Consider the following 23,747-nt stretch of genomic DNA (forward strand, 5'->3'; position numbering starts at 1 on the left):
TCAGGTCTCCGGATCAGGAGATCTCGCGAGCGCACGACGATCGGTGCCGTTTCGTCCTGTCTCCGCGAGATCTCCTGATCTCGGCACGGCGGGGTCGATCGGGAGAGGGGATGCCACGTTCCGGGCGATCACGGTGATCCATCGCTCGGCGGCCGTGGGCAGAGTCGACTCCGCGACCTGCTCAGGCGTCCAGCCGGCCATGCGGAGCGCGGCGGTGAGACCGGCCTCGTCCCAGTAGGTGAAGTGGCGGGGGTCGTCGAGCTTGACGTGCGTCCAGGCCTCGCCCTCGCCCTTCTTGAAGCTCGCGACGAGCACTCCACCGGGCCGGCAGGCGCGACGGGCGGTAGCAAGCACCCCGGGCAGATCCATGCGGGGGACGTGCAGCAGCACGGCGTTCGCGAAGACCGCATCGTACGGTCCGCCGAAGTCCTCGGCCCGCACGTCGAGCACGCGGGCCTGGTGTCCCGCCGCGCGCAGAGCGTCGACGAACGCCGTCGCCCCGTCGGTGCGGTCGACGGTGAGGCCGGCGGACTCGAGGGCCGCGGCATCCCTTCCCGGTCCGCTGCCCAGCTCGAGCACGTGTGCTCCGCGTGGAACCCGGGCGAGCAGCGCGTCGACCTCAGGAGCGGGTGCGGTCGAGGTGCCCTCGGTGTACTGCTGCACACCGCGCTCGTACGCGGCGAGGGTGGCGTCCTGCGGGTTCACGACCACGGCGACGGGCGCTCGGGGGCGCGGCGGCTGTCGTCGGGGAACTCGGGAAGCTCGGTGCCGCCCGCGCGGATGCACAGCCAGCGCAGCTGCTCGGGACTGTCGGGCAGAGCGCGCCACGTGCGGAAGACGCCCTGGCCGACGCGCACGACCGTGCCCGGTCCGACGTCGACGATGTCGTCGTCGAGCGCCATCTGGCCGCGCCCGGCGAGGAACACGTAGACCTCCTCGATGTGCTCGTGCACGTGCCAGTAGCCCGCCTCCTCACCGGGTTCGAAGGCGTTCGCGCTCATGCCGATGTACTGCATCGTCAGCTCGTGGTCGACGATGCGCCGGCCGTCGCGCGACTTCTCGGGAGTGAAGCCGCCGTAGTGCCCCCGCCACTCGTCGAGGCCGCCCATCTCCAGCACCTGGTAGTCGCTCATTCCGCCAGGCTAACGGTGAGATCCGGTCGCCAGGGCGAGCTCGGCTCAGCGACCCGCGATGTCAGCGCCGGCCAGCAGCGCGGCCGTGCGCGGGCCGAGGCCCAGGGTGCGGGCGGCGTCGAGCTGCGCGGCGGTGTCGACGTCGCGGCGGAGGGTTGAGGCATCCCGGATCTCCAGCGGAGCGCACCCGAGCGCGACGTGCCGCGCGAAGGAGCCGTCGCCGAAGGCCGACGTCCACTCCTGGCCGGCGGCGGCGGTGACGAGGGTCGAGCCCGTGCCCTCGGCGTCGGCGACCACAGCGCGGGGGAGGGATGCCGCGGCCCGCAGCGCCTCGCCCAGATCGTCCGGGCGCAGCGCGGGCAGGTCGCCGAGCAGCGCAGCGCGCGGCATCCGTCCGCCGGGGTCCACTGCCGCCACGCCTGCGGCCACCGCGGCGTCGAGGCCCGCGGCCTCGCCCTCGGGGACGAAGCGCAGCCCCGGGATCATCGCCGACTCGCGGGCGAGCGCGGCGTCGTCGGTCACCACGACGACCTGCGCGACGACGTCGCACGCGGTCGCGGCCTGCAGGGTGTCGAGGGCGATGGCGCGCGCGAGGTCCTTGCGGGCGACTCCGGCGACCTCGAGCCGCGACTTGGCGCGCGCCGACGGCTTGACGGGCACCACGACGACCCAGCGTGGCGACCGCAGCTCCTCAGAAGCGGCGGCCGACGACGCGGATCCCGGCTCGGCCTCACCCGCGCGGGCCGGCCCTGAGGAGTTGCGGTCGCGCCGGCGGAACAGCGGGCTCACGCGCCGTACTTCGCGCGCAGGCGCGGCAGGATCTCTTCGCCGTACATGCGCAGGAACGCGCCCTGGTCGTGTCCCGGGTCGTGGAACACCAGGTGGCGGAAGCCGAGGTCGATGTACCAGCCGATGCGCTCGACGTGCTCGTCGGGGTCATCCGACACGATGAAGCGCGAGGAGGTGCGCTCGATCGGCAGCTGCTCGCCGAGCCGCTGCATCTCGATGGGGTCGTCGACGCCCATCTTCTCCTCCGGTGTGAGCGCCAGAGGGGCCCAGAACCGGGTCTTCTCGCGCGCCTCGTCGAGCGTCGGCGCGAACGACACCTTCACCTCGATGAGCGTGTCGATCGCGTCGGCGGGGCGTCCGGCCTTCTCGAGTCCTTCGTGCAGCGCGGGCAGCAGCGTGTCGGTGTACAGCTCGCGCTTCTTGCCCGAGGTCGTGATGAAGCCGTCGGCGATGCGCCCGGCCAGGCGCGTCGCCGCCGGACCCGCGGCGCCGATGTAGATCGGCACGGGCTCGGGCAGCTTGTCGTAGATCGTCACGTTGCGCGCGTGGTAGTACGTGCCGTCGAAGTTCACGCGGTCTTCGGACCACAGCCGGCGGATGAGGCCGATCGCCTCTTTGAGCCGCTGGAACCGCTCGGGCGGATCGGGCCACGCGATGCCGAGGTTCGCCTCGTTGAGCGCCTCGCCGGTGCCGACGCCGAGGATCACACGCCCCGGGTACAGCACGCCGAGCGTCGCGAAGTCCTGCGCCACGACCGTCGGGTTGTAGCGGAACGTCGGCGTCAGCACCGACGTTCCGATCAGGACGCGCGACGTGCGGGCGCCGAGGGCGCCGAGCCACGGGATGGATGCCGGCGCGTGGCCGCCGTCGTGCAGCCACGGCTGCAGGTGATCCGAGATGAAGACCGAGTCGAACCCGGCCTCCTCGGCCTGCACGGCGTAGTCGAGCAGCTCGCCCGGGCCGAACTGCTCGGCCGAGGCCTTGTAGCCGAAGCGCAGCGGGATGGTCATGCGGGTCTCCCCTCGATAGCGGGTGTGAGGACGGGGTCGGGCAGGAACTCCGAGCCGTCGGCGCGTGCGAGCCGTGCACGGAAGGCGTCGACGGTCCCCGGCCACAGCAGCGTGAGGCGCCCCGAGCGGTCGTCCACGTACCAGTTGCGGCATCCGCCGGTCATCCAGCGAGTGGATGCCGCGGCCCGCGCGATCTCGTCGGTGTAGGCGCGTTCGGCGTCGGGGTCGACGCGCAGCACGCGGCGCCCGCGGCTCTGCAGCACGCGCGCGGCGTACGCGGCCTGCTCCTCGATCATGAGCACCGACGACGAGTGGCCGAGCGACGCGTTGGGACCGTTGAGGACGAAGAGGTTGGGGAACCCGGAGACCACGGTCGAGCCGAAGGCCGTCATACCCTCCGACCAGTGCTCGGCCAGGGTCTGCCCCTCGTCCCCGACGACGAGCTCCGCATACGGCTGGCGGGACGAGGCGAATCCGGTCGCGAGCACGAGGGCGTCCAGTTCGTGGCGTGTCCCGTCCGCGGCGACGACCGTCGCGCCCTCGACGCGGTCCACCGCGGCGGGCACGAGCGTGACGGCATCCGACGCGACGGCGGGGTAGAACTCGTCCGACAGCAGCACGCGCTTGCAGCCGAACGCATAGTCCGGCGTGAGCACCGCGCGCAGGACCGGGTCGGCGACCTGCGCCTCCAGGTGCGCACGGGCGACGGCTTCGGCCTCGGCGGCGGCGACGGAGTCGCCCGAGCGTGACGCGAAGCGCTCCTCGCCCTCGGCGTAGAGGTCTGCCCGGAGCGCTTCGAGGGCCTCGGGATCCGCGGCGAAGCGCTCGCGGTCGGCGTCGGAGTAGGCATCCCCGCCGCGCGGCACGATCCACGCGGGCGTGCGCTGGAACAGCGTGACGTGCGCCGCCGTGCGCGTGAGCGCGGGCACGATCTGGATCGCGCTCGCGCCCGTCCCGACGACGCCGATGCGCATGCCCTCCAGCGGCGCCGTGTGGTCCCACCGCGCCGAGTGGAACACCGGTCCCGGGAAGGTCTCGAGCCCGGGGACGGCGGGGATCGCGGGCTCGGTCAGACGCCCGCACGCCAGCACGAGGGCGTCGGCGACGACGACCTCGGGCCCATGTCCGGCGCCGCCCGCGTCGATCAGCCACACCTCGCGCGCGGCATCCCAGCGCGCAGACTGCATGGGGGTCTGCAAATGGATGCGGTCGTGCAGCCCCTCGGCGTCGACGACGTGCTGCAGGTAGGCGTGGATCTCGTCGCCGCGGGCATACGTTCCCGACCACGACGGGTTCGGGTGCGCGGCGAAGCCGTACAGGTGCGACGGCACGTCGCACGCGATGCCCGGGTAGGTGTTGTCGCGCCACGTGCCGCCCACGGAGGCTCCGCGCTCGAGCAGGACGAAGTCCTCGATGCCCGCGCGTCGCAGGGCCATCGCCATGCCGATGCCGGCGAACCCCGCTCCGACGACGGCGACCTCGACGCGCGTCATCCGGGCACCTGACCGTAGGTCGTGGTGCGCAGGCGGAAGGGGCGGAACAGCCGCGCCACCATCGCCGTCGCGTCGGCGACGGGCAGCTCCTGCCCGAACTCGATTCCGGCCTCAGGCTTGACGCGGCCGTCGAGCAGCGCGCCGCCGAGGTCGTCGCCGCCCGACTGCAGCAGCACGACCGAGGCCTCGCGGCCGAGGCGGGTCCACGGGATCTGCACGTGCGGGATGCTGCCCGACAGCAGCAGCCGCGACACGGCCACCATCGCCCGGTGCTCATCGATCGGCGCGCGCCCGGCGACGAGCGGCACCCCGCCTGCCGGGCCCGGCAGCGGGATCGGCACGAACTCGGTGAACCCGTTCGTGGCGGATTGGATCTCGCGCAGCCGGCGCAGGTGGGCGATGCGCTCGGTGGCCGTCTCAACGTGGCCGTAGAACAGCACGCTCGTCGAGCGGAAGCCGGCGCGATGGGCGGCTGTGATGCCCTCGACCCAGCGATCGATGTCGAGGTCGCCGGGTGCCACCAGCCCGCGCACGCGTTCGCTCAGCACCTTGACCCCGGTGCCGGGGACGGTGTCGACGCCCGCATCGCGCAGCGTCGCCAGCGCGCCCTCTAGCCCCAGCCCGGTGCGGTCGGCGAGATCCCACACGTCCTGCGGGCGGTAGGCATGGAGGTGGATGCCGGGCGCCCCGGTCTTCACGGCACGGGCGATGTCGACGTAGCCCGACGGGTCGGCCTCGGTCGGCAGCATCCCCTGCACGCAGATCTCGGTCGCGCCGAGGTCCCACGCGTCGGCCGCGATGGCGGCGACGTCGTCGAGCGCGAACGCCGAGCCGAGACCCGACGACGTGAGGTTGCGGTTGACGACGAGCGTCACCGCTTCGCCGACGGTGTACCGGCGCACGTCGTCGGCGGTCGCCGCGAGCACGTCGAGGTCGTCGCCGGTGGCTTCGAGCAGTGCCGTCCACTCGGCGTCGTCGAGCGCGAGCGGGTCGGCGGCGGCGGACTCGGCGAGGCGGCGCACGGGTCGCCCCGCGGAGGGCGCTCCAGCGCCCGCAGACGAAACGGGCGTGCCGTCGGTGGGCTTGGGGCCGAGGTCTTTCGTGCGGTCGGGGTGTTTCGTCTCGCTCGTGCCTCGCTCGCTCAACGGCCGGGCGGCTGCCGGTCGCCCCGCGGAGGGCGCTCCAGCGCCCGAAGACGAAACGCGCGTGCCGTCGGTGGGCTCGGGGCCGAGGTCGTTCGTGCCGTTGGGGTGTTTCGTCTCGCTCGTGCCTCGCTCGCTCGACGAGAGGGAGGCTGCCGGTCGTTGAGCGGAGGGCGCGCCAGCGACCGAAGACGAAACGCGCGCGCCGTCGGTGGGATCGGCGCCGAGGTCGTTCGTGCCGTTGGGGCGCTTCGTCTCGCTCGTGCCTCGCTCGCTCAACGAGCGGGGGATGGGGTCGGCGGCAAGCCCCGTCGCGGGGTCGGCGAGAGCCGCCACGGCCGGCTGCAGGGCCGGGTCGATCCACGTCCCGGCGCCCTGCACGAACTCGGGCTGGGCCGTCAGGCGCTCGCGCAGCTCGAAGCCCAGCTCGGCGGTCATGCGGGCGAGGTCCGACAGGTGCGGCCAGGGGCGCTCGGGGTTGACGTGGTCGGCGGTCAGCGGCGAGACGCCGCCCCAGTCGTCCGCGCCGGCGCGCACCAGCAAGCCGAACTCGGCGGCGTCCGACAGATTCGGGGGCACCTGGATCCGCATGCGCGGCCCCATCACGAGCCGCGCCACCGCGACCGCCGCGACGTACTCGAGCAGGTCCGCGTCGGGTGCGCCCTGCATCGCCGTCCGCGGCTTGGCGCGGAAGTTCTGGACGATGACCTCCTGCACGTGGCCCTGCTTCTGGTCCGCGGAGAGGCCGTCGACCTGGTGCCGCTCGTGGACGTCGCGGATCGCGACGAGCGACTCTGCGCGATCGCGCACCGTCTCTCCGATCCCGACGAGGATGCCGGTGGTGAAGGGGATGCGCTGACGCCCGGCATCCTCGATCACGGCGAGACGCACCGCGGGATCCTTGTCGGGCGACCCGAAATGCACCTGGCCGGGCTCCTCGTACAGACGGCGCGACGTGGTCTCGAGCATCATGCCCATCGACGGGGCGACCGGACGCAGCTGCGCGAGCTCGTCGGCCGACATCACGCCGGGGTTCGCGTGCGCGAGCAGCCCGGTCTCGGCGGTGACCAGGCGGGCGATGTGCGCGACGTACTCGATGGTCGACGCGAAGCCGTGCTCGTCGAGCCACGCGCGCGCCTCGGGCCACCGTTCCTCGGGCCGGTCGCCCAAGGTCAGCAGCACCTCCTTGCAGCCGAGTGCCTGGCCCTGCCGCACCACCGCGAGCACCTGCTCGGGCGACATGTAGGCCGGCTTGCGCTTCTTGAGCAGCTGCCCGGGGGTGTCGACGAACACGCAGTAGTGGCAGCGGTCGCGGCACAGCGTGGTCAGCGGGACGAAGACCTTGCGCGAGTACGTGATCACGCCGGGGCGACCGGATGCCGCGAGCCCGGCATCCCGCATCTCGGAGGCCAGCGCGAGCAGACGCTCGAAGCGCTCGCCCGTCGCGCCGAGCAGCGTCTCGGCGTCCGAGACGTCGAGGCGTTCCCCCGCCGCGGCGCGGTCGAGCACGAGGTCGACCTCGGCGGCCGACGGGGAGGCGACGATGGGGGACGCGACGGTCACTGATCCAGTCTTGCACCGAGTCCGGGGGTCGTGGCCCGGGATCGTTGCCCTCCCGTAAGCAAATCAGCCCGGAACACGGCGGGGGCGCTGGCAGACTAGGCACATGGTGACACTGCTGCTCGACTCGACGCAGCTCGAGGTCGTGCTGTCGGTGTCGGAGCGCGCCCTGTCATTCCGCAAGGGGAATGTCGTCATCGAGCGCTCGACCATCACGAAGGTGCAGCTCACCGACGACGCGTGGACGTGGCTGCGCGGCATCCCGAGTCCCGGCACGCACGTGCGCGGCGTCATCGCGATGGGCACGTGGCGCTCGGCAGGCGGCGACGATTTCGCGCTGATCCGCCGTCACCGCCCGAGCGTCGTCATCGACCTCGACGGGCATCCCGAGTTCCAGCGCGTGATCCTGACGACGCGTCACGGCCTCGCTCTCGTGCAGGCGCTGCGCGTCGAGGTCGCCGAAGAGCCGGTCGACGTCGTCGAGATCGCCGCCGAGACCGGCAACACGCCAGCGGTGCCCGAGAAGAAGCCCCGCAAGCGCAAGTCGCCCGCTCCGGCGCCGGCGGTCTGACGGGGCCCTGCCCGCCAGCGGCCGCTCCTGGCGACTCGCCAGGAACGACGCACCGACCTCGCCGTTTGTGGCGACTGGCCGGTCAGCGCGGCTCGCTCCGTTCGTCGCGACTCGCCAGGAACGACGCACCTACCTCGCCGTTCGTGGCGACTCGCCGGGTTCGGCGCACCGACCTCGCCGTTTGTGGCGACTCGCCGGGTTCGGCGCAACGACCTCGCCGTTTGTGGCGACTGGCCGGGTCAGCGCGGCTCCCTCCGTTCGTGGCGACTCGCCAGGAACGACGCACCTACCTCGCCGTTCGTGGCGACTCGCCACGACCGAGCGGCGCGCAGGCCGGCGTCAGCTGACGTCGCGGCGCCAGCTCACGATGTGGCCGAGTACGACGAACACGACGGCATAGCCGAGCAGCACCAGGCCGCCCGCCCACCATTCCAGCTGGGTCATCGTGGTCTGCACCGACATCGTGAAGACGCTCGCCCCGACGAGCGCGTCGCTCGCCGCCCCCGGCAGGAACTGCGTGAAGTCCGCCAGGCCCTCCACGAACGCGCTGGCCGCACGCCCGATCGGCTCCAGGAACTGGGTGAACACCAGCACCCCGACGATCGCGCCCACCTGGTTGCGCACGAGGGCGCCGACCCCGATGCCGATGAGTGCCCACAGCACGTAGGCGAGCAGCATCCGCCCCACCATCGCCCACGTGTCGGTGGAGGCGAACTGCGTGTCGAGCCCGAAGCCCGACAGGATCCCGGCCGACACCCCGACCGACGCGAGCACGCCGACCACTCCGAGCAGCGCGCCGAGCAGCACGCCGACGGCGAGCTTCGCCACCAGCACGCGTCCGCGACGCGGCGTCGCGAGGAACGTCGGCGTCAGCGTCTTGTGCCGGAATTCCGCCGTCACCATGAGCGTGCCCACGAGCAGCGGGAACACATACCCGACCGCGGTCGCGGTGCTGTACAGCGTCGCCGGCAGGATCTCTTCCGGAAGCGGCGGAGCGCCCGACGACCCACCCGGCAGCGAGCCCGTGGCCGACATCGAGAACACGAACGCCAGCACGCCTGCCGTGAACGCGACGTACACGAACAGCACGATCGCGAGGATCCACCAGATGCTCGTCGAGAACAGCTTGGTCGTCTCGGAGCGGGTCGCCGCGGTGAGGCTCATCGCCGGCCTCCTTCGTGCTCGTCATCGGCGGGAGTCGTGGATGCCGCCTCCCGCGGCTCCTCGGCCCGCTCGGCAACGGGCCCGGGGTCGTCCGCACCGTCGGCGCGTTTCGTCTCGCTTCGCTCGCTCAACGACCGGGGGTCGTCGGGTTCCGGTCGTTGAGCGGACGGCGCTCCGGCGGTCGAAGACGAGACGTCATCGTCCGTGGACAGGCCTTCGCCGGTGTCGAATGCAGCGAAGAAGGCGTCGGCCTCGACGTCGGCGTCGGTCTTCACGTAGTGCTCCCACGGACGGTCGTCGTCCTCGTCGGGCGGCTCGGGCGTCGACAGCTCGTCGTCGATCGCGCCCAGCTCTTCGACGTCGGGATCCGCGTCCTCCGGCGGGTCCGGCTCGTTCGCGGCGTCGGACTCCGGCGCCGGCTCGGGCGCCGGCTCCGGAGCCGGCGGCACGATGTCGATGACACCCGTGCTCGCCACCGCGAACCCGGCGCTCGTCGTCACCACGGGCTCGCCGACGGGCGCGCCCACGGTGGGGACGTCGGCGTAGGGGTCAGGTCCGAGCTCGGATGCCGCCGCCGGCTCGGGTTCGGGCTCCGGTTCGGGCGCGGAGTCGGTGCGGGACGGTTCGGGGTCCGGGTCGGGTCCGGGCGCGGCATCGGCGGGAGACGGTTCGGGTTCGGGCTCCGGCTCGGGTCCCGGTCCCGGCTCCAGCGCCGGCTCGGGCGCCGACGCGGCGGGTTCGGGCTCCGCAAGTACGTCATCCACCGGGGCGGCGGTCTCCGTCGCGGGGACAGGCTCCTCGTCCTCGCGGTCGCGCTCTGCGGCCCAGGCGGCACCGGCGGCCGCTCCGAGCGCCGCGGCGGCTCCGGGAGCCCCGGTGGCCTCGGCGTCGAGTGCCGCCGCGTCCACGACCGACTCGTCGGCCTCGCGCGAGTCGTCGGCGTCGCGGTGCTCGTCGGCCTGCCCGCCCGGTGCCGCACCAGCGGCGGCCGCCGGCGTCACCCCGGCAGCGACCGCTGCGGACCCGAACGCCGCAGCGTCGGCGGGGGATGCCTCGACCGGCGCGGTCGCGGGGGGCGCGGCATCCACCGACGAGACGCCGGCCGCGGAGGCGTGCACGCGCGTGCCGTTCACGAGGTCGAGGAAGACCTCCTCGAGCGCCGGGCCGCGCCGCTGCAGCCCCGACAGCGCGACCCCGGCGGCGGCCGCGGCCGCGCCGACAGCGGCGGGATCGGCGCCGCGCACCGTCAGCCCGGACCGCAGCACCTCGTACGGCAGGCCGGCGGCCGACAGCGCGGCGGCCAGGGCCTCGCGGTCGGGAGCGTCGACGACCGTGGCGTGCTCGGTCGGGTCGGCGAGGTCGTCGATGGATCCCTCGAACACGAGTCGCCCGCGCGAGATGATCAGCAGGGCGTCGACGGTCTGCTGCACCTCGGCCAGCAGGTGCGACGAGACGAGCACCGTGCGCCCCTCGGCCGCGAGCTGCCGCAGGAAGCCGCGCATCCAGCGGATGCCCTCGGGGTCCAAGCCGTTCGACGGCTCGTCGAGCACGAGCACGCCCGGGTCGCCGAGCAGCGCGTACGCCAGTCCGAGCCGCTGGCGCATTCCCAGCGAGTAGCCGCCGACCTTGCGCCCGCCGGCATCCCCGAGCCCGACGAGGCCGAGCACCTCGTCCACGCGGCTGCGCGGAATCCCCGCCGCCTGCGCGTAGATCGTGAGGTGGGCGGCGCCGGTGCGGCCTGGATGGAAGCTGGATGCCTCCAGCACCGCGCCGACCGTCTGCAGCGGGTGGCCGAGCTCGGCGTACCGCCTGCCGCCGATCGTCGCGTGTCCGCTCGTCGCGCGCACGAGGCCCAGCAGGATCCGCAGCGTCGTCGTCTTGCCCGCGCCGTTGGGACCGAGGAATCCGGTCACGCGGCCCGGCTCGACGCGTGCGGACAGGTCCGACACCGCGGTGACCGCGCCGAAGCGCTTGGTGACACCTGAGAACTCCAGCGACTGGCCGTCGGGCATGCGTGAACCCTCTCGTCGTGCGGGGCGATGCCGCCTCCTCGCGGCACTCCGTCCCATCCTGGCGGAAATCCCGCGTCACCGTGAGGGAAGTTGTGGCGCGCGGTAACGTTGCGCACGTGACCGACCCCGCAGCCGCCGCCGAGCCCACCGTCCTCGTCCGTGCGCGGGCAGGGCTCGGGCGTCTGACGCTCAACCGGCCGCGCGCGATCAACGCGCTCGACCTCGGCATGGTGCAGCTCATGCACGAGGCGCTGGACGCATGGGAGCGCGACACCGATGTCGACGTCGTGCTCCTCGACGGCGCCGGGGATCGCGGCCTGTGCGCGGGCGGCGACGTCCGCGGCCTCGCCCAGCAGGTCACGAGCGGCCGGGCCGACGACGCGGGCGTGTTCTTCCGCGAGGAGTACGCGCTCAACGCGCGCATCGCCGAGTACCCCAAGCCGTTCGTCGCGTTCGCCGACGGCATCACGATGGGCGGGGGGATCGGCGTCGCGGGGCACGCCTCCATCCGCGTCGTGACAGAGCGCTCGCAGCTGGCGATGCCCGAGACCCGCATCGGGTTCACGCCCGACGTCGGCGGCACGTGGCTGCTCGCTCACGCACCCGGCCGCCTGGGGGAGTACCTCGGCCTCACCGGTGCCGTCATGGACGCGTCGGACGCCATCTACGCCGGCTTCGCCGACCACTTCGTGCCGCACGAGAACCTCGAGGGCTTCCGCGACACGCTCGAGACGCGCGCCGACCCGTCGCTGGCCGAGCTCGTCTTCCTCTTCGACGAGACCCCGCCGCGCTCGAAGCTCGAAGACGCCCGCGGCTGGATCGACGACGCCTTCGCCGCCGACACCGTGCCCGGAATCGTGGAACGGCTGCGCGCGCGTCCCGAACCCGAGGCGGCGGCCACCGCCGACCTGCTGGGCGAGCTGTCGCCGACCGGCCTGGCCGTGACGCTCGCCGCCGTGCGCAGCGCCCGCGAGCTGCCCGACCTGCGTGCCGCGCTGGCACAGGAGTACGGGCTTGTGATGTGGTTCGCGACGACGCAGCCCGACCTCGCCGAGGGCATCCGGGCGCAGGTCATCGACAAGGACCGCTCCCCGCGCTGGTCGCCCGCGACCCTGGCGGACCTGCCGCCGGAGCTGGCGGCATCCGCTCTCTCGTTCCAGCCGACGATCCCGCTCTGGGACTGACGGAAGCCCGATCGTGACCCGTCGCCGCTCGTACTCGATCGGGGTCGCGATCGACTGGTTCTTCTTCGTCTTCGCGGGAGCCGCGGCGGTCTGGCTCGCGTACCTGAGCCTCAGCGAGACGTTCAACGTGGGGTGGTGGGGCATCCCGTTCTTCTTGGCGTTCTGGGGACTGCTGGCGTACCTCGTGCTGCCCCGCCTGCACCGCATCCTCACGACGATCTACGTGCCCGACTACTTCATCGGCCGCACGCGCACGTCCGACGGACTGCTGGGCGACCCGGTCAACCTCGCGTTCCTGGGCACCGGTGAGCAGATCCAGGCCGCGCTCGCCGCGGCGGGGTGGACGCGCGCCGACCCCGTCACCCTCGGCTCGTCGTGGCGGATCATCACGTCGACGCTCGCGCGCCGCAGCTATGACGAGGCGCCCGTGAGCCCGCTGTTCCTCTTCGGCCGCCAGCAGGACTTCGCGTATCAGCAGGAGGTGGCCGGCAACCCGGCTCAGCGCCACCACGTGCGGTTCTGGCGGTGCCCCGACGGCTGGCTGCTGCCAGGCGGGCGCCGCGTCGACTGGCTCGCCGCCGGCACCTTCGACACGCGCGTGGGACTGTCGCTGTTCACGCTCCAGATCACGCACAAGATCGACGCCGACACCGACGTCGAACGCGACCACATCGTGTCGACGATCCGCGCCGCGGACGCGCGCGTCGCCGTCGACGTCATCGCGGACTTCGCCACCGGGTACCACGCGCGCAACGGCGGCGGCGACAGCATCCGCACCGACGGCGACCTGCCCATCGTCGACGTGCGCGCCGTCGAGGTGGGCGCCGTCGCCGCGGGCGTCGACGACGGAGGTGCGGCGTGAGCGACGAGAGGATGCCGCAGCCCGGCGATCACCCCGGCCCGGGGGCGACGCCGCACCACCCGCACAAGCGTCCCGCCTTCGAGCCCGCCGAGCGCCTTCTGCGCCGCCCGGAGCACGACCCCGGCATGCGGCGACCCGCCTCGACGGTCGCCGGCGCGGTGCTGGTGCTGCTGCGCGCTGCGGCGGGTCTGCTGGTGATCGCGGGCCTCGCGGTCCAGTGGCCGGCGATCCTCGCCGACCCCGATGTCGACCTGGCCCTGGACGGCGTCAGCGAGGCCGAGGCGGGGCAGTGGGCGCTGTGGGTCATCGTCGCGGTGGGCGGGCTCATCGTCGTGCTCGACATCGCGTTCGCCGCCTTCGTCCTGCGCGGCAGCAACGTCGCCCGCGTCGCCGTCATGCTCATCTCGACCGTGTCGATCTCGACGACGTTCGTCGGGTGGTGGGCGCAGGGGCAGGAGATCCACGTCGACGAGACGTTCGTGTCGCTCGCCCTCGACATCCTCGTGCTGCTCGCTCTGTCGAGCCGCAGCGCCGCCGCGTACGCGCGCCGCAACGAGCAGCGCTGACGACCGGCGTCGACGCGGGGGCCGGGGCCGCGGCATCCCTCCGCCCTCACCTGGTGCGGGCGACGTGCGAGCGCCCCGGAGGAGTGACGTAATCTGAGACGGCCCGCGCGCGAGGTGCCGCGGCGCCGGCGGCCCGGGGGAGGATCCGTGTTCGACAGTCCGCTCTCGGCATCGGCCTACGAGGTGCTCGCCGTGGACGCCGGCGTAGACGACGAGACCCTGCGCAAGGCGTACCGGCTGCGGCTGCGGCAGACGCACCCCGATACCGGCGGCGATGCCGCCCTGTTCATCCAGGTGCAGCGCGCGTGGGAGCTCGTCGGCACGCCCGAGGCGCGCGCCGCCTACGACCGCGGCCACGGCTTCGGCGAGGCGGCCGCGCCCGAGTGGTCGGGCTGGCGGCCCCCCGCGGCGCGCACCGACACCCGCCCCCGCGCCCGGTCGTTCGGGCAGCCCGGCGGCTGGCGGCGCGAGCGGTACCTGACCCTCATCCGGGAGTGGGCCGGCCGCGGCGTCACGCTCGACGACCCGTACGACCCCGCGCTCGTGCGCTCGGCGCCGGTGGCGCTGCGGCGGCTGCTCGCCGACGCCCTCGCCGAAGAGGCCACCGCCCGCATCGTCGCCGACCTCGGCATGGGATACACCGTGTGGCACGACGTGGCCGCCGGAGGCTCCGACGCCAAGATCGACCACATCGTGCTCGGCCCGAGCGGGCTCTACGGCGTGCTGTCGGAGGACTTCGGGGGTCCCGTCCGGATGCGCCGCGGCGAGTTCGTCGGCGAGGGCGTGCCCGGCGCACCGATCGCCGAGCTGCTCGGGAACATGCGGGCGGTCGCCCGCGCCGCCGGCGTGCGCTTCAGCGGCGCGATCGTCGTGCTGCCCGACGAGGACGTGCTGCAGCCCATCGAGGAGCTCGGCAAGGTGCGCGGCATGCGCGTCGCCGTGGTCTCACGCGGCGCGCTGTCGACCGTCCTGCGCCGCGGCATCACCGGAGCGCGCGACATCGGCGGCAACGAGGTCTTCGACGTCCGCACCCGCCTGCAGCAGACCGTCCGCTTCGCCTAGCCGGGCGCTTCGGGGCCGGCCGGCGCCGGGGCTTGCGGCTCGGCGTCGGCCCGGGGCTGCGGATCCTTCGTTGTCGTCGACGACGTGCGTCCTCGCCGAGCACGCACGTCATCCGCGTGGACAGCGTGCGTCCTCGGCGACGACGTGCGAACTCGACGCGGCGGGACGCGCCGCCGGGTTCCGGCGCGCTGGGGCGGTGAGGGCTTCCGGCCGAGCGCGGGGTCTGGCCGCCGGCATCCCGTGTCCTCCGCACCACGCGTCGACATCGTGCGTTATCGACGGCGAACGGCGGAGGGAGCGAGAGGGATGCCGGCGGCCGAGGATCAGGTGCGGTCGCGGGCCTGGCGCAGCCAGCGCTCGATGCCCGAGATGTGCACCTGGGCCGCCGCCGTCGCGAGCTCGACGTCGTGGTCGGCGATGGCGTCGAGGATCGCCTGGTGCTCGGCGAGGGTGCGCTCGACGGCGCCCGCCTGCGTGAGCCCGCGCCAGGCGCGCGCGCGGATGGTCTGGCTCGTGAGACTCTCGAGCAGGCTCGCCAGATAGGCGTTGCCCGCGAGGCGCGCGATCGCGGCGTGGAAGCGCACGTCGTGGGTGACGAGGGCATCGACGTCGGTCTCGAGCGACGCCGCGGTGAGCTCGCCCTCGAGCTCGGCGATGTCCGCGTCGCCGGCGCGTTGCGCGGCGAGCCCGGTGGCGTGCGATTCGAGCACGCGGCGCACGGCGAAGATCTCCAGCAGCGAGTCGTCATCGTGCAGATCGACGACGAACGAGATCGCCTCCAGCAGCAGCTTCGGTTCGAGACTCGTGACGTACGTGCCGTCGCCGCGGCGGACGTCGAGCACGCGGATGACCTCGAGCGCCTTGACGGCCTCGCGCATCGAGCTGCGAGAGAGACCCAGGCGCTCGGCCAGCTCCTTCTCGGGAGGAAGCCGCGAGCCGGGGGTCAGTTCGCCGCGGACGATCATGTCTTTGATCTTCGAGATCGCTTCGTCGGTGACGGCCACGCCTCCATGGTAGACATCGGATGTCAGGATGGTGCGCATGCGCGTCGTCGACAGCCACCTGCACCTCTGGGACCCTGCGATCCTCGACTACGACTGGCTCGATGGTCCGCTCCTCCGATCTTTCGGCCCGGATGATCTCGATGCCGCCCTCGTCGACGCGCCGGCCGGCGAGTACGGCTTCGTCTTCGTACAGGCCGACTGCGCGCCCGGCCAGTCGATCGCCGAGGTGGACTGGGTGACCTCGCTGGCACCGCGCGCTCGCGTGCGCGGCATCGTCGCCCAGGCGCCCCTCGAAGACCCGGCAGCCACCGATGCGCATCTCGCTGCCTACGCCGAACGTCCCCTGGTCGTCGGGGTGCGGCGGCTGCTGCAGTCCGAGGCCGACGGCTTCGCCGCGCGGCCCGGGTTCCGCGCATCGGCGCAGGCTGTGGCATCCGCGGGGCTCACGTTCGACGCGTGCGTGCGCGCGCACCAGCTGCCCGACGTGATCGCGCTCGCCGACGCCGTGCCCGACCTCACGATCGTGCTCGACCACCTCGGCAAGCCGGCCGTGGGAGGCGTTGAGACCCCGGCCCCCGCCGCGGGAACCCCGTGGGCGACGGCGCTCACCGCCCTCGCCGAGCGGCCCAACGTCGTCTGCAAGCTGTCGGGGCTTCCGGCCGAGTCGCCCGGAGGCTGGTCGGAGGCGCAGCTGCGGCCCTTCCTCGACGTGGCGCTGGACGCCTTCGGCCCCGAGCGCCTCCTCTTCGGCGGCGACTGGCCCGTGTCGGGGCCCTACGGGCGCTGGCTCGACACCGTGTCGTCGTGGGCCGCCGATCGCCTCGGCGAGACGGACCCCGTGCTGTTCGCCAATGCGGAGCGCGTGTACCGCTTGCGCTGAGCGCGCTGGCGCGAGGTTGTTCGTGCGGTCGCGGCGTTTCGTCTCGCTCCTTCGTCGCTCGCTCAACGAGCGCGGGTGTCGGTCGTTGAGCGGAGCGCGCTCTGGCGCGCGCAGACGAAACGCGTCCTGGCCCGGGGCCGAGCGTGCGGTCGGGGCGTTTCGTCTCGCTCGTTCCTCGCTCGCTCAACGACCGGCGCGTGCGCGGACGAAACGCCCTCTTGCACGGGAGCCGACCGTGTGGCCGGGGCGTTTCGTCTCGCTCGTTCCTTCGCTCGCTCAACGGCCGGAGCGGGCGCAGACGAAACGGGCCCAACACGGGAGCCGACCGTGCGATCGGGGCGTTTCGTCTCGCTCCTTCGTCGCTCGCTCAACGGCCGGCATCCCGGTCGTTGAGCGGAGCGCGCTCTGGCGCGCGCAGACGAAACGCGGTCTGGCCCGGGGCCGACCGTGCGGTCGGGGCGTTTCGTCTCGCTCGTACCTCGCTCGCTCAACGACCGGCGGGGGGCCGGTCGCTGAGCGAGGAGCGCCAGCGACGAGACGAAGCGTCCCTCGCTCGCTCGACGACCGGGCTCAGCTGCCGGCGGGGCGGAGGCGCAGCGCGGCCATGCCGCCGTCGACCTCGATGTAGGTGCCGGTGGTCGAGCCGGAGGTCGGGCTCACGAGGTACACGACGGCTCCGGCGACCTCCTCCGGCGAGACCAGGCGGCCGTGGGGCTGGCGGGCCTCGAGGGCGGCCCGCTCGGCGGCCGGGTCGGGGGCGGAATCGAGCAGCCGGCCGACCCACGGCGTGTCGGCGGTGCCGGGGTTCACGGCGTTGACGCGGATCCCCTCGCGCAGATGGTCCGCGGCCATCGCCCGGGTCATCGACAGCACGGCGCCCTTGGACGCGCTGTACAGCGCCCGCTGCGGAAGACCCGCCGTGGCGGCGATCGACGACGTGTTGCAGACCGCGGCGGCGGGTGACCTGCGCAGCCACGGCAGCGCGGCCGACGTCACGCGCGCGATGCCGGTGACGTTGATCGACAGGACGCGCGCCCACTCGTCGTCGTCGTTCGCGGCGATGTCGCCCTGCGCGCCGATGCCCGCGTTGTTCACGACGATGTCGATGCGGCCGAAGCGCTCCGCGACGGCTGCGACGGCGGCATCCACTTCCGCCCGTGACGAGACGTCGGCGGCGAACGCGGCGAACCGCTCGTCGGCGCCGGAGGGGTCGCGGTCGAGCACGGCGACCTGCGCGCCCTCGTCGGCGAGCGCGCGGGCGATCGCCGCGCCGATCCCCGACGCGCCGCCCGTCACGATGGCGACGAGCCCGTCCAGCTGCGCGGTCATCGGGATGCCTCCCACGCGACGAACTCCTGACGCTGGGCGCCGATCCCCTCGATCTCGATGTCGACGACGTCGCCCGGCGCGAGGTACGGGAAGCGGCCCGACAGCGCCACGCCCTGCGGAGTGCCGGTGAGCACGAGGTCACCGGGCTCCAGCGTCAGGAACTGCGACAGGTGCCACACGATGTGGTCGACGGGGAAGATCATGTCGGCGGTCGACGAGTCCTGGCGGGGCTCGCCGTTGACGAAGCTGCGCAGCTGCAGCGCCTGCGGATCGACTTCGTCCGGCGTGACCAGCCACGGGCCGGTCGGATTGAAGCCCGGCGCGCACTTGCCCTTCGACCACTGACCGCCCGAGACCTCGAGCTGGAAGGTGCGCTCGGAGAGGTCGTTGGCGGTGACGTAGCCGGCGATGTGGGCGGCGGCGTCGGCGGGAGAGTCGAGGTACGACGCACGCCGGCCGATCACGACGCCGAGCTCGACCTCCCAGTCGGTCTTCTCGCTGCCGCGCGGGATCGTCACGGTGTCGTTCGGCCCGACCACCGTGTTCGGGGTCTTGAGGAACACGACCGGCACCGGCGGCGGCGCCGATCCGGACTCGGCGGCATGCGCGGCGTAGTTCATGCCGATGCACACGACGGCGCTCGGGCGGGCGATCGGAGCGCCGATGCGCAGGTCGCCGGCGCCGTCGAGCTCAGGCAGCTCGCCCGCGGCGATCGCGGCGGTCGTGCGGCCGACGGGGTCGCCGGCGAGGAAGTCTCCGTCGATGTCGGAGGTGAGGGGGCGCAGGTCGAGGTGGCGGTCCCCGTCGAGGACGACGGGGATCTCGTGACCGGCGTCGCCGAGGCGCGCGAACTTCATTGGTCTCCTGGTGGTTCCGTGGCGGATGCGCCCGCGGGCGCGATTGACAGTATAGACGTCGGATGTTTAACTGCGGGAGGTTCGATGCCCGAACCCGAGAACCGCAGGAGAACCGCCATCGTGAGCCGCATCGTCGCGTTCGAGACGACAGACATCCGATTCCCCACGTCGCTGAGCCTCGACGGCTCCGACGCGATGAACCCTGATCCGGACTATTCCGCCGCGTACCTGAGGATCGTGACCGACCACGCCGACGGCGTCGACGGGCACGCCTTCGTCTTCACCATCGGGCGCGGCAACGACGTGCAGGTGGCAGCGCTCGACGCGCTCGCCGGTCACCTCGTCGGACGCGAGCTGGAGCCGCTGCTGGACGACATGGGCGCGACCAATCGCGAGCTCATCGGCGACTCGCAGCTGCGCTGGCTCGGCCCCGAGAAGGGCGTCATGCACATGGCCATCGGCGCCGTCGTCAACGCGCTGTGGGACATCAAGGCCAAGCGCGCCGGCCTGCCGCTGTGGCAGCTGCTGTCGCGCATGACACCCGAGGAGCTCGTCGCCCTCGTCGACTTCCGCTACCTCACCAACGCCCTGACGCCCGAGGAGGCGCTCGAAATCCTGCGCGCGGCCGAGCCCGATCGCGCCGAGCGGGAGGCGGAGCTGCTGGCCACAGGCTACCCCGCGTACACCACGAGCCCGGGATGGCTCGGCTACTCCGACGAGAAGCTCGCCCGGCTGTGCCGCGAGGCGATCGCCGACGGCTTCGGGCAGATCAAGCTCAAGGTCGGCGCCGACCTCGACGACGACCTCCGACGTCTGCGCATCGCGCGCGAGACATGCGGCGAGGGGTTCCCGATCGCCATCGACGCCAACCAGCGCTGGGAGGTGTCGGAGGCGATCGCGTGGGTGAACGCGCTCGCCCAGTTCGATCTCGCCTGGATCGAAGAGCCGACGAGCCCCGACGACGTGCTCGGCCACGCCGAGATCGCCCGCGGTGTCGCCCCCGTGCGGGTCGCGACCGGCGAGCACGCGCAGAACCGCGTCGTCTTCAAGCAGCTGCTGCAGGCCGGCGCGATCGACGTCCTGCAGATCGACGCCGCCCGCGTCGGAGGCGTCAACGAGAACATCGCGAACCTCCTGCTCGCGGCGAAGTTCGGCGTGCCGGTGTGCCCGCACGCCGGCGGCGTCGGGCTCTGCGAAGCCGTGCAGCACTTCTCGATGTTCGACTTCGTGGCGGTCAGCGGCAGCCGCGAGGGCCGCATGATCGAGTACGTCGACCACCTGCACGAGCACTTCGTCGTGCCGACCGAGGTGCGCGGCGGCGTGTACCTCCCGCCCCTCGCACCGGGCGCCGGCATGGAGATGAAGGCCGACAGCCGCGTCGCGTACACGTTCGGAGCCGTGGATGCCCGAGTCTGAGGTTCCCGTCCGTCCGCTGCCCGCGCTCACACGCCTCGGTTACGGCGCCGCGAACGTCGGCAACCTGTTCCGCGAGCTCAGCGACGAACAGGCCTGGGCGATCCTCGACGCGGCCTGGGACGCCGGCATCCGCTATTTCGACACGGCGCCGCACTACGGGCTGGGGCTGTCGGAGCGGCGCCTGGGCGCCTTCCTGCAGACCAAGCCGCGCGACGAGTTCGTGATCTCGACGAAGGCCGGCCGCCTGCTGCGCCCGAACCCGGACGACGACGGCGGCCTCGACGTCGCGAACGACTTCCACGTGCCGACGACCCTGCGTCGCGAGTGGGACTTCTCGGCCGAGGGCATCCGCGCGAGCCTCGACGAGTCGCTGGAGCGCCTCGGGCTCGACCGCGTCGACATCCTCTACCTGCACGATCCCGAGCGGCATGACCTCGACCTCGCGCTGCGTGAGGCGTTCCCCGCGCTCGAGCAGCTGCGCGACGAGGGTGCCGTCGACGCCGTCGGCATCGGCTCGATGGTCTCGTCGGCGCTCGCCGCCGCCGTCGAGGGCGCCGACCTCGACCTCATCATGGTCGCCGGCCGCTACACGCTGCTGGAGCAGTCCGCCGCCGACGACGTGCTGCCGGCCTGTCGTGCGCACGGGACCGGCGTGGTGGCGGCATCCGTCTTCAACTCCGGACTGCTCGCCAAGGACGAGCCGTCGCGAGACGACCGGTACGAGTACGGCCGCATGCCCGACGAGCTGTGGCGCCACGTGCAGCGGATCGTCGCGGTGTGCCGGTCCTACGACGTGCCGCTGCCGGCGGCCGCCGTGCAGTTCACGCTGCGCGACCCGTCGGTGCGCTCGGTGGTCGTGGGCGGCAGCCGCCCCGAGCAGCTGCGTCGCAACGCGGAGCTGATGGCCGTCGACATCCCGCCGGCGCTCTGGGACGAGCTGGCAGCCGAGGGCCTCATCCGCTGACGCAGGGCGGGACGTGGATGCCGGGCGCCCGGCATCCACGCGGTCAGTCGTTCAGCCCGAAGAGGTCGAGCGGGTGGGTCAGGCGCCACCACGGCGACGGGTCCGACACGTCGGCGGCCAGCGTCAGGTCGACCGAGGTGCTGTTGAGCGGGCCTGTGACCTGCAGGGAGCCGACGGCGTCGCCGGAGTCGCGCGCGTCGCCGAGGTCGAAGCTCGTGGCGACGGTGCCGACGCCGCCGTTCCAGAGGATCACCGAGGCATCGGTCGACGCGATCACGTCGACCTTGTCGCCCCAGCGCGTCTCGACGATGCCGGCCACGGTTCCCGCGGTGACGGACGGCTTCAGTTGCAGCTCCTGCTCGAGCTGCGCGTAGATGGCGCGCGAAGCCGCAAGACGGGCCTCGTCGTCGGGCTGGCCGAGCACCGACGCGTACAGGCGGACTGTCGTGTCGCCGATCGTGACGTCCTTGGCCGACAGCAGGTTCCACGCGTCGAGCGTGCCGGTCTTCACGCCGACGACGCCCGGGTCGGCGAGCAGCCCGTTCGTGTTCTCGACCGTGCCCGCGCCGGGCAGCACCACCGACTGCTGTGCGACGATCTCGGCGATGACGGGGTTCGCCAGCGCCTTCTGCGCCAGCGGGATGAGAGATTCGGGACTGGCCGTGTTGCGCTTGTCGATGCCGGTCGGCTCGTACAGCGTGATGCCGGGCACGCCGTGATCGGCCAGCCACTTGTTCGCGGCCGACGCGTACACCGCGTCGGACGGGAAGAGGTTCTGTGCCAGCCGGTCGGCGTAGTTGCCGGCGGAGCCGATGAGCATGCCCTGCAGCAGCTGGTACTCGGTGAGCGTGCCGCCCACCGGGACGTTGAGGGCGGACTCTCCCTGGCGCAGGTACTGCCAGTAGGCGTTGCGGTCGGCCGCCGTGAACCTGTACTCGGGCCCCTGCTCACCCACCGCGAGGGGCATCTCGTCGAGTACAACCAGTGCCGTCACGACCTTGGTGATGCTGGCGATCGCGTCGGCGTCGGGCGTCGACGCGAGGGTGCCGATGCCCTCGACCGCCTCGGCGGCGCTGCCCTGCGCGGGCCACGCGGGCACCGCGGCCGGCGCCGCGGCGGGCTCCACCTGGACGGCGGTGACGGTGGGGGCGACGGCGTGCAGCGGCCACAGCAGCGTCGTACCGGCGTAGGCCGCGACGAGCCCTGCGATCACGAGCGTCGGCACGATGACGCCGACCCGCAGCGGCGAGCGTCGCGGGGCGTCCGAGAGCAGGTCGGCCTCGACGGCGACATACGGGGTCGCGGCGGCAGCCAGGTCGTCGGGTGCGCCCACGCGGCCGACAGCCGCCGGGTCGACCCACGACAGTGCGGCGGGGGCGTCGCCGGGGCGCGTCGTCACCGACGGCTGTTGCGGCGCGAGGGACGGCGAGGAGCCCGGGGCGAGCGAGGGAGCGGCGATCGTCGACGGCGCGGGCTCCGGGTCGACGGCAGTGCCGACCACGGGTGCCGGGCCGGTGGCGACGAAGCCGAGCGCGGCGGCGAGGTCTGTGCTCGCGGTGGTCGTGGGCACCGCTGCCGGGAGCTCGGGCTCCACCGCCTGCGCCGACGTCGGCACGGGGTCGAAGGGCGCGGCATCGAAGCGTGGCGTGGAATCGAACGACGGCGCCGGGCCGAGTGTCGGCGTCGGGCCGAAGGCCGGCGCAGGCTCGAACAGCGGCGCCGACGGTGCCGCGGCGGCCGCCGGAGCGTTGAACGGAGCCGCGGCGATCGATGTGGGCACGGCGGCCGTGTCGACCGGGACCGTGCTGGCGGGTCTCGGAGTCATCGCCCCGTCGAACGGGGGCGTGAACCCCGCCGGCGACGTCGGGAACTCGCCCGTGCGCGCACGACGCTCACGGCGCGAGGGCGCGGGAGCGTCGTTCTGAGTCACTCGCCAAAGATACCTTGCCGGCTCGGCGGTATACTCAACGCCACAACCACGGGAGTCCGGTGAGCCGGGCTGAGAGGAAGCGACCCACGCTTCGACCGTCGAACCTGATCCGGATCATGCCGGCGCAGGGAGGAGTACATATGCACGCGTCCACGTCTGCTTCGGCCACCGTCGCAGGGGCATCAGCGATCTCGCACCGCCTTCGGTGGCGCGTCGTCGACATCGTCGTCGCCGCCGTCCTCGGCGTCGCGATCGGCCTCGTCTTCTGGGCCTGGAACACCGTCGGCGGCACCTGGTTCGTCGCCATGGACGGTCTCACGCCCGGCCTCGGCGGCATCGCCGTCGGCATCTGGCTCATCGGCGGCGTCATCGGCGGTCTCGTCATCCGCAAGCCCGGCGCGGCGCTGCTCGTCGAGGTGATCGCCGCGCTCGTGTCGATGCTGATCGGCAACGTGTGGGGCATCTCCACGGTGCTGTCGGGCCTCGTCCAGGGCCTCGGCGCCGAGGTCGTCTTCGCGCTGTTCCTGTATCGCCGCTTCACGCTGCCGGTCGCGATGCTCGCCGGAGTGGGCGCCGCCGTCGGCGCGTGGGTGTTCGAGCTGTTCTACGGCAGCTCGCCCAACATCCTCAAGACCGTCGAGTTCAACGTCATCTACCTGGTGTCGCTGGCCGTCTCGGGTGCCCTGCTCGCCGGTCTCGTCGGCTGGCTCGCGGTGCGCGCGCTCGCCGCCACCGGCGCGCTGAACCGCTTCGCCGCCGGACGCGAAGCGCGCCGCGAGGTCTGACATGGCGGGCTCGCCCGCCCGCCATGTCAGACCT

Annotated in this window: 21 protein-coding genes and 1 riboswitch; of the genes, 9 read left to right on the plus strand and 12 right to left on the minus strand. The window is 72.9% G+C overall.

Translation table 11 applies throughout. The annotated features are described in order from the left end of the window. The 6 genes from JNB62_RS15410 to cofG are packed head-to-tail and all read right to left on the minus strand — an operon-like array spanning position 1 to position 7,130. The gene (locus JNB62_RS15410) at positions 1-705 is read right to left on the minus strand and encodes a class I SAM-dependent methyltransferase (RefSeq protein ID WP_220301779.1); all 705 of its coding nucleotides are present in this window, start codon (positions 703-705) and stop codon (positions 1-3) included. Then, a complete protein-coding gene (locus JNB62_RS15415; protein ID WP_220301780.1) occupies positions 702-1,133 on the minus strand; it encodes a cupin domain-containing protein in 432 nt (143 codons plus the stop codon). Before JNB62_RS15415 ends, JNB62_RS15410 begins: the two co-directional genes overlap by 4 nt. A gap of 45 nt (positions 1,134-1,178) precedes the next feature. Further along, the gene (gene cofC / locus JNB62_RS15420; protein WP_220301781.1) at positions 1,179-1,922 is read right to left on the minus strand and encodes a 2-phospho-L-lactate guanylyltransferase; all 744 of its coding nucleotides are present in this window, start codon (positions 1,920-1,922) and stop codon (positions 1,179-1,181) included. Then, positions 1,919-2,932 carry a glucose-6-phosphate dehydrogenase (coenzyme-F420) gene (gene fgd / locus JNB62_RS15425; RefSeq protein WP_220301782.1) on the minus strand — a complete coding sequence of 338 codons (1,014 nt, stop codon included), beginning with the start codon at positions 2,930-2,932 and terminating at the stop codon, positions 1,919-1,921. Before fgd ends, cofC begins: the two co-directional genes overlap by 4 nt. After that, a complete protein-coding gene (locus JNB62_RS15430; protein ID WP_220301783.1) occupies positions 2,929-4,425 on the minus strand; it encodes a flavin-containing monooxygenase in 1,497 nt (498 codons plus the stop codon). The genes fgd and JNB62_RS15430 overlap by 4 nt, the downstream gene beginning before the upstream one ends. After that, a complete protein-coding gene (cofG, locus tag JNB62_RS19295; protein WP_308291827.1) occupies positions 4,422-7,130 on the minus strand; it encodes a 7,8-didemethyl-8-hydroxy-5-deazariboflavin synthase CofG in 2,709 nt (902 codons plus the stop codon). The genes JNB62_RS15430 and cofG overlap by 4 nt, the downstream gene beginning before the upstream one ends. A gap of 103 nt (positions 7,131-7,233) precedes the next feature. On the opposite strand from cofG, the gene JNB62_RS15445 reads away from it, so the two are divergent. Continuing rightward, positions 7,234-7,698: a hypothetical protein gene (locus tag JNB62_RS15445; protein WP_220301784.1), complete on the plus strand. Its 465-nt coding sequence runs from the start codon at positions 7,234-7,236 to the stop codon at positions 7,696-7,698. A 339-nt stretch (positions 7,699-8,037) separates the two neighbouring features. On the opposite strand, the gene JNB62_RS15450 is transcribed toward JNB62_RS15445, so the two are convergent. Together JNB62_RS15450 and JNB62_RS15455 are read right to left on the minus strand one after the other, a co-directional pair. Next, entirely contained in the window at positions 8,038-8,862 is an 825-nt protein-coding gene (locus JNB62_RS15450; protein ID WP_220301785.1) for an ABC transporter permease, read from the minus strand. Next, positions 8,859-10,874, minus strand: coding sequence for an ABC transporter ATP-binding protein (locus tag JNB62_RS15455; protein WP_220301786.1), 2,016 nt, complete (start codon positions 10,872-10,874; stop codon positions 8,859-8,861). The genes JNB62_RS15450 and JNB62_RS15455 overlap by 4 nt, the downstream gene beginning before the upstream one ends. Positions 10,875-10,990: 116 nt before the next feature. Between JNB62_RS15455 and JNB62_RS15460 the strand changes: the two genes are divergently transcribed. The 4 genes from JNB62_RS15460 to JNB62_RS15475 all read left to right on the plus strand — a co-directional run bounded on the left by JNB62_RS15460 (position 10,991) and on the right by JNB62_RS15475 (position 14,548). Beyond that, a complete protein-coding gene (locus JNB62_RS15460; RefSeq protein ID WP_220301787.1) occupies positions 10,991-12,058 on the plus strand; it encodes an enoyl-CoA hydratase/isomerase family protein in 1,068 nt (355 codons plus the stop codon). Between the two features lie 13 nt (positions 12,059-12,071). Further along, complete coding sequence (locus JNB62_RS15465) at positions 12,072-12,920, plus strand: LssY C-terminal domain-containing protein (protein WP_220301788.1); 849 nt, start codon at positions 12,072-12,074, stop codon at positions 12,918-12,920. Beyond that, a complete protein-coding gene (locus JNB62_RS15470) occupies positions 12,917-13,486 on the plus strand; it encodes a hypothetical protein (protein ID WP_308291828.1) in 570 nt (189 codons plus the stop codon). The genes JNB62_RS15465 and JNB62_RS15470 overlap by 4 nt, the downstream gene beginning before the upstream one ends. 147 nt (positions 13,487-13,633) lie before the next feature. Continuing rightward, complete coding sequence (locus tag JNB62_RS15475; RefSeq protein ID WP_220301789.1) at positions 13,634-14,548, plus strand: J domain-containing protein; 915 nt, start codon at positions 13,634-13,636, stop codon at positions 14,546-14,548. 323 nt (positions 14,549-14,871) lie between these two features. On the opposite strand, the gene JNB62_RS15480 is transcribed toward JNB62_RS15475, so the two are convergent. Next, complete coding sequence (locus tag JNB62_RS15480; RefSeq protein ID WP_220301790.1) at positions 14,872-15,552, minus strand: FadR/GntR family transcriptional regulator; 681 nt, start codon at positions 15,550-15,552, stop codon at positions 14,872-14,874. A 28-nt stretch (positions 15,553-15,580) separates the two neighbouring features. Here JNB62_RS15480 and JNB62_RS15485 point away from each other — a divergent pair, with 28 nt between their 5' ends. Further along, positions 15,581-16,432, plus strand: a complete 852-nt coding sequence (locus JNB62_RS15485; RefSeq protein ID WP_220301791.1) for an amidohydrolase family protein — start codon at positions 15,581-15,583, stop codon at positions 16,430-16,432. Positions 16,433-17,002: 570 nt separating this feature from the next. Here JNB62_RS15485 and JNB62_RS15490 read toward each other — a convergent pair. Continuing rightward, a complete protein-coding gene (locus JNB62_RS15490; protein WP_220301792.1) occupies positions 17,003-17,761 on the minus strand; it encodes an SDR family NAD(P)-dependent oxidoreductase in 759 nt (252 codons plus the stop codon). Then, positions 17,758-18,618: a fumarylacetoacetate hydrolase family protein gene (locus tag JNB62_RS15495; RefSeq protein ID WP_220301793.1), complete on the minus strand. Its 861-nt coding sequence runs from the start codon at positions 18,616-18,618 to the stop codon at positions 17,758-17,760. The genes JNB62_RS15490 and JNB62_RS15495 overlap by 4 nt, the downstream gene beginning before the upstream one ends. A gap of 120 nt (positions 18,619-18,738) precedes the next feature. Here JNB62_RS15495 and JNB62_RS15500 point away from each other — a divergent pair, with 120 nt between their 5' ends. Both JNB62_RS15500 and JNB62_RS15505 read left to right on the plus strand, forming a co-directional pair. After that, positions 18,739-20,034, plus strand: coding sequence for an enolase C-terminal domain-like protein (locus tag JNB62_RS15500; protein WP_220301807.1), 1,296 nt, complete (start codon positions 18,739-18,741; stop codon positions 20,032-20,034). Continuing rightward, positions 20,021-20,998, plus strand: a complete 978-nt coding sequence (locus JNB62_RS15505; RefSeq protein ID WP_220301794.1) for an aldo/keto reductase — start codon at positions 20,021-20,023, stop codon at positions 20,996-20,998. Before JNB62_RS15500 ends, JNB62_RS15505 begins: the two co-directional genes overlap by 14 nt. Before the next feature lie 43 nt (positions 20,999-21,041). Here the strand turns inward: JNB62_RS15505 and JNB62_RS15510 are convergent, their stop codons facing one another. Next, positions 21,042-22,928 (minus strand): D-alanyl-D-alanine carboxypeptidase family protein, encoded by a 1,887-nt coding sequence (locus JNB62_RS15510; protein WP_220301795.1) that lies wholly within the window; start codon positions 22,926-22,928, stop codon positions 21,042-21,044. Between the two features lie 38 nt (positions 22,929-22,966). Then, positions 22,967-23,076, plus strand: a riboswitch (TPP riboswitch). Here JNB62_RS15510 and JNB62_RS15515 point away from each other — a divergent pair. Continuing rightward, entirely contained in the window at positions 23,069-23,713 is a 645-nt protein-coding gene (locus JNB62_RS15515) for an ECF transporter S component (protein WP_220301796.1), read from the plus strand. It overlaps the preceding riboswitch by 8 nt. Positions 23,714-23,747: the final 34 nt, after the last annotated feature.

This window comes from Microbacterium jejuense, from assembly GCF_019511665.1.
Classification (GTDB): domain Bacteria; phylum Actinomycetota; class Actinomycetes; order Actinomycetales; family Microbacteriaceae; genus Microbacterium; species Microbacterium jejuense_A.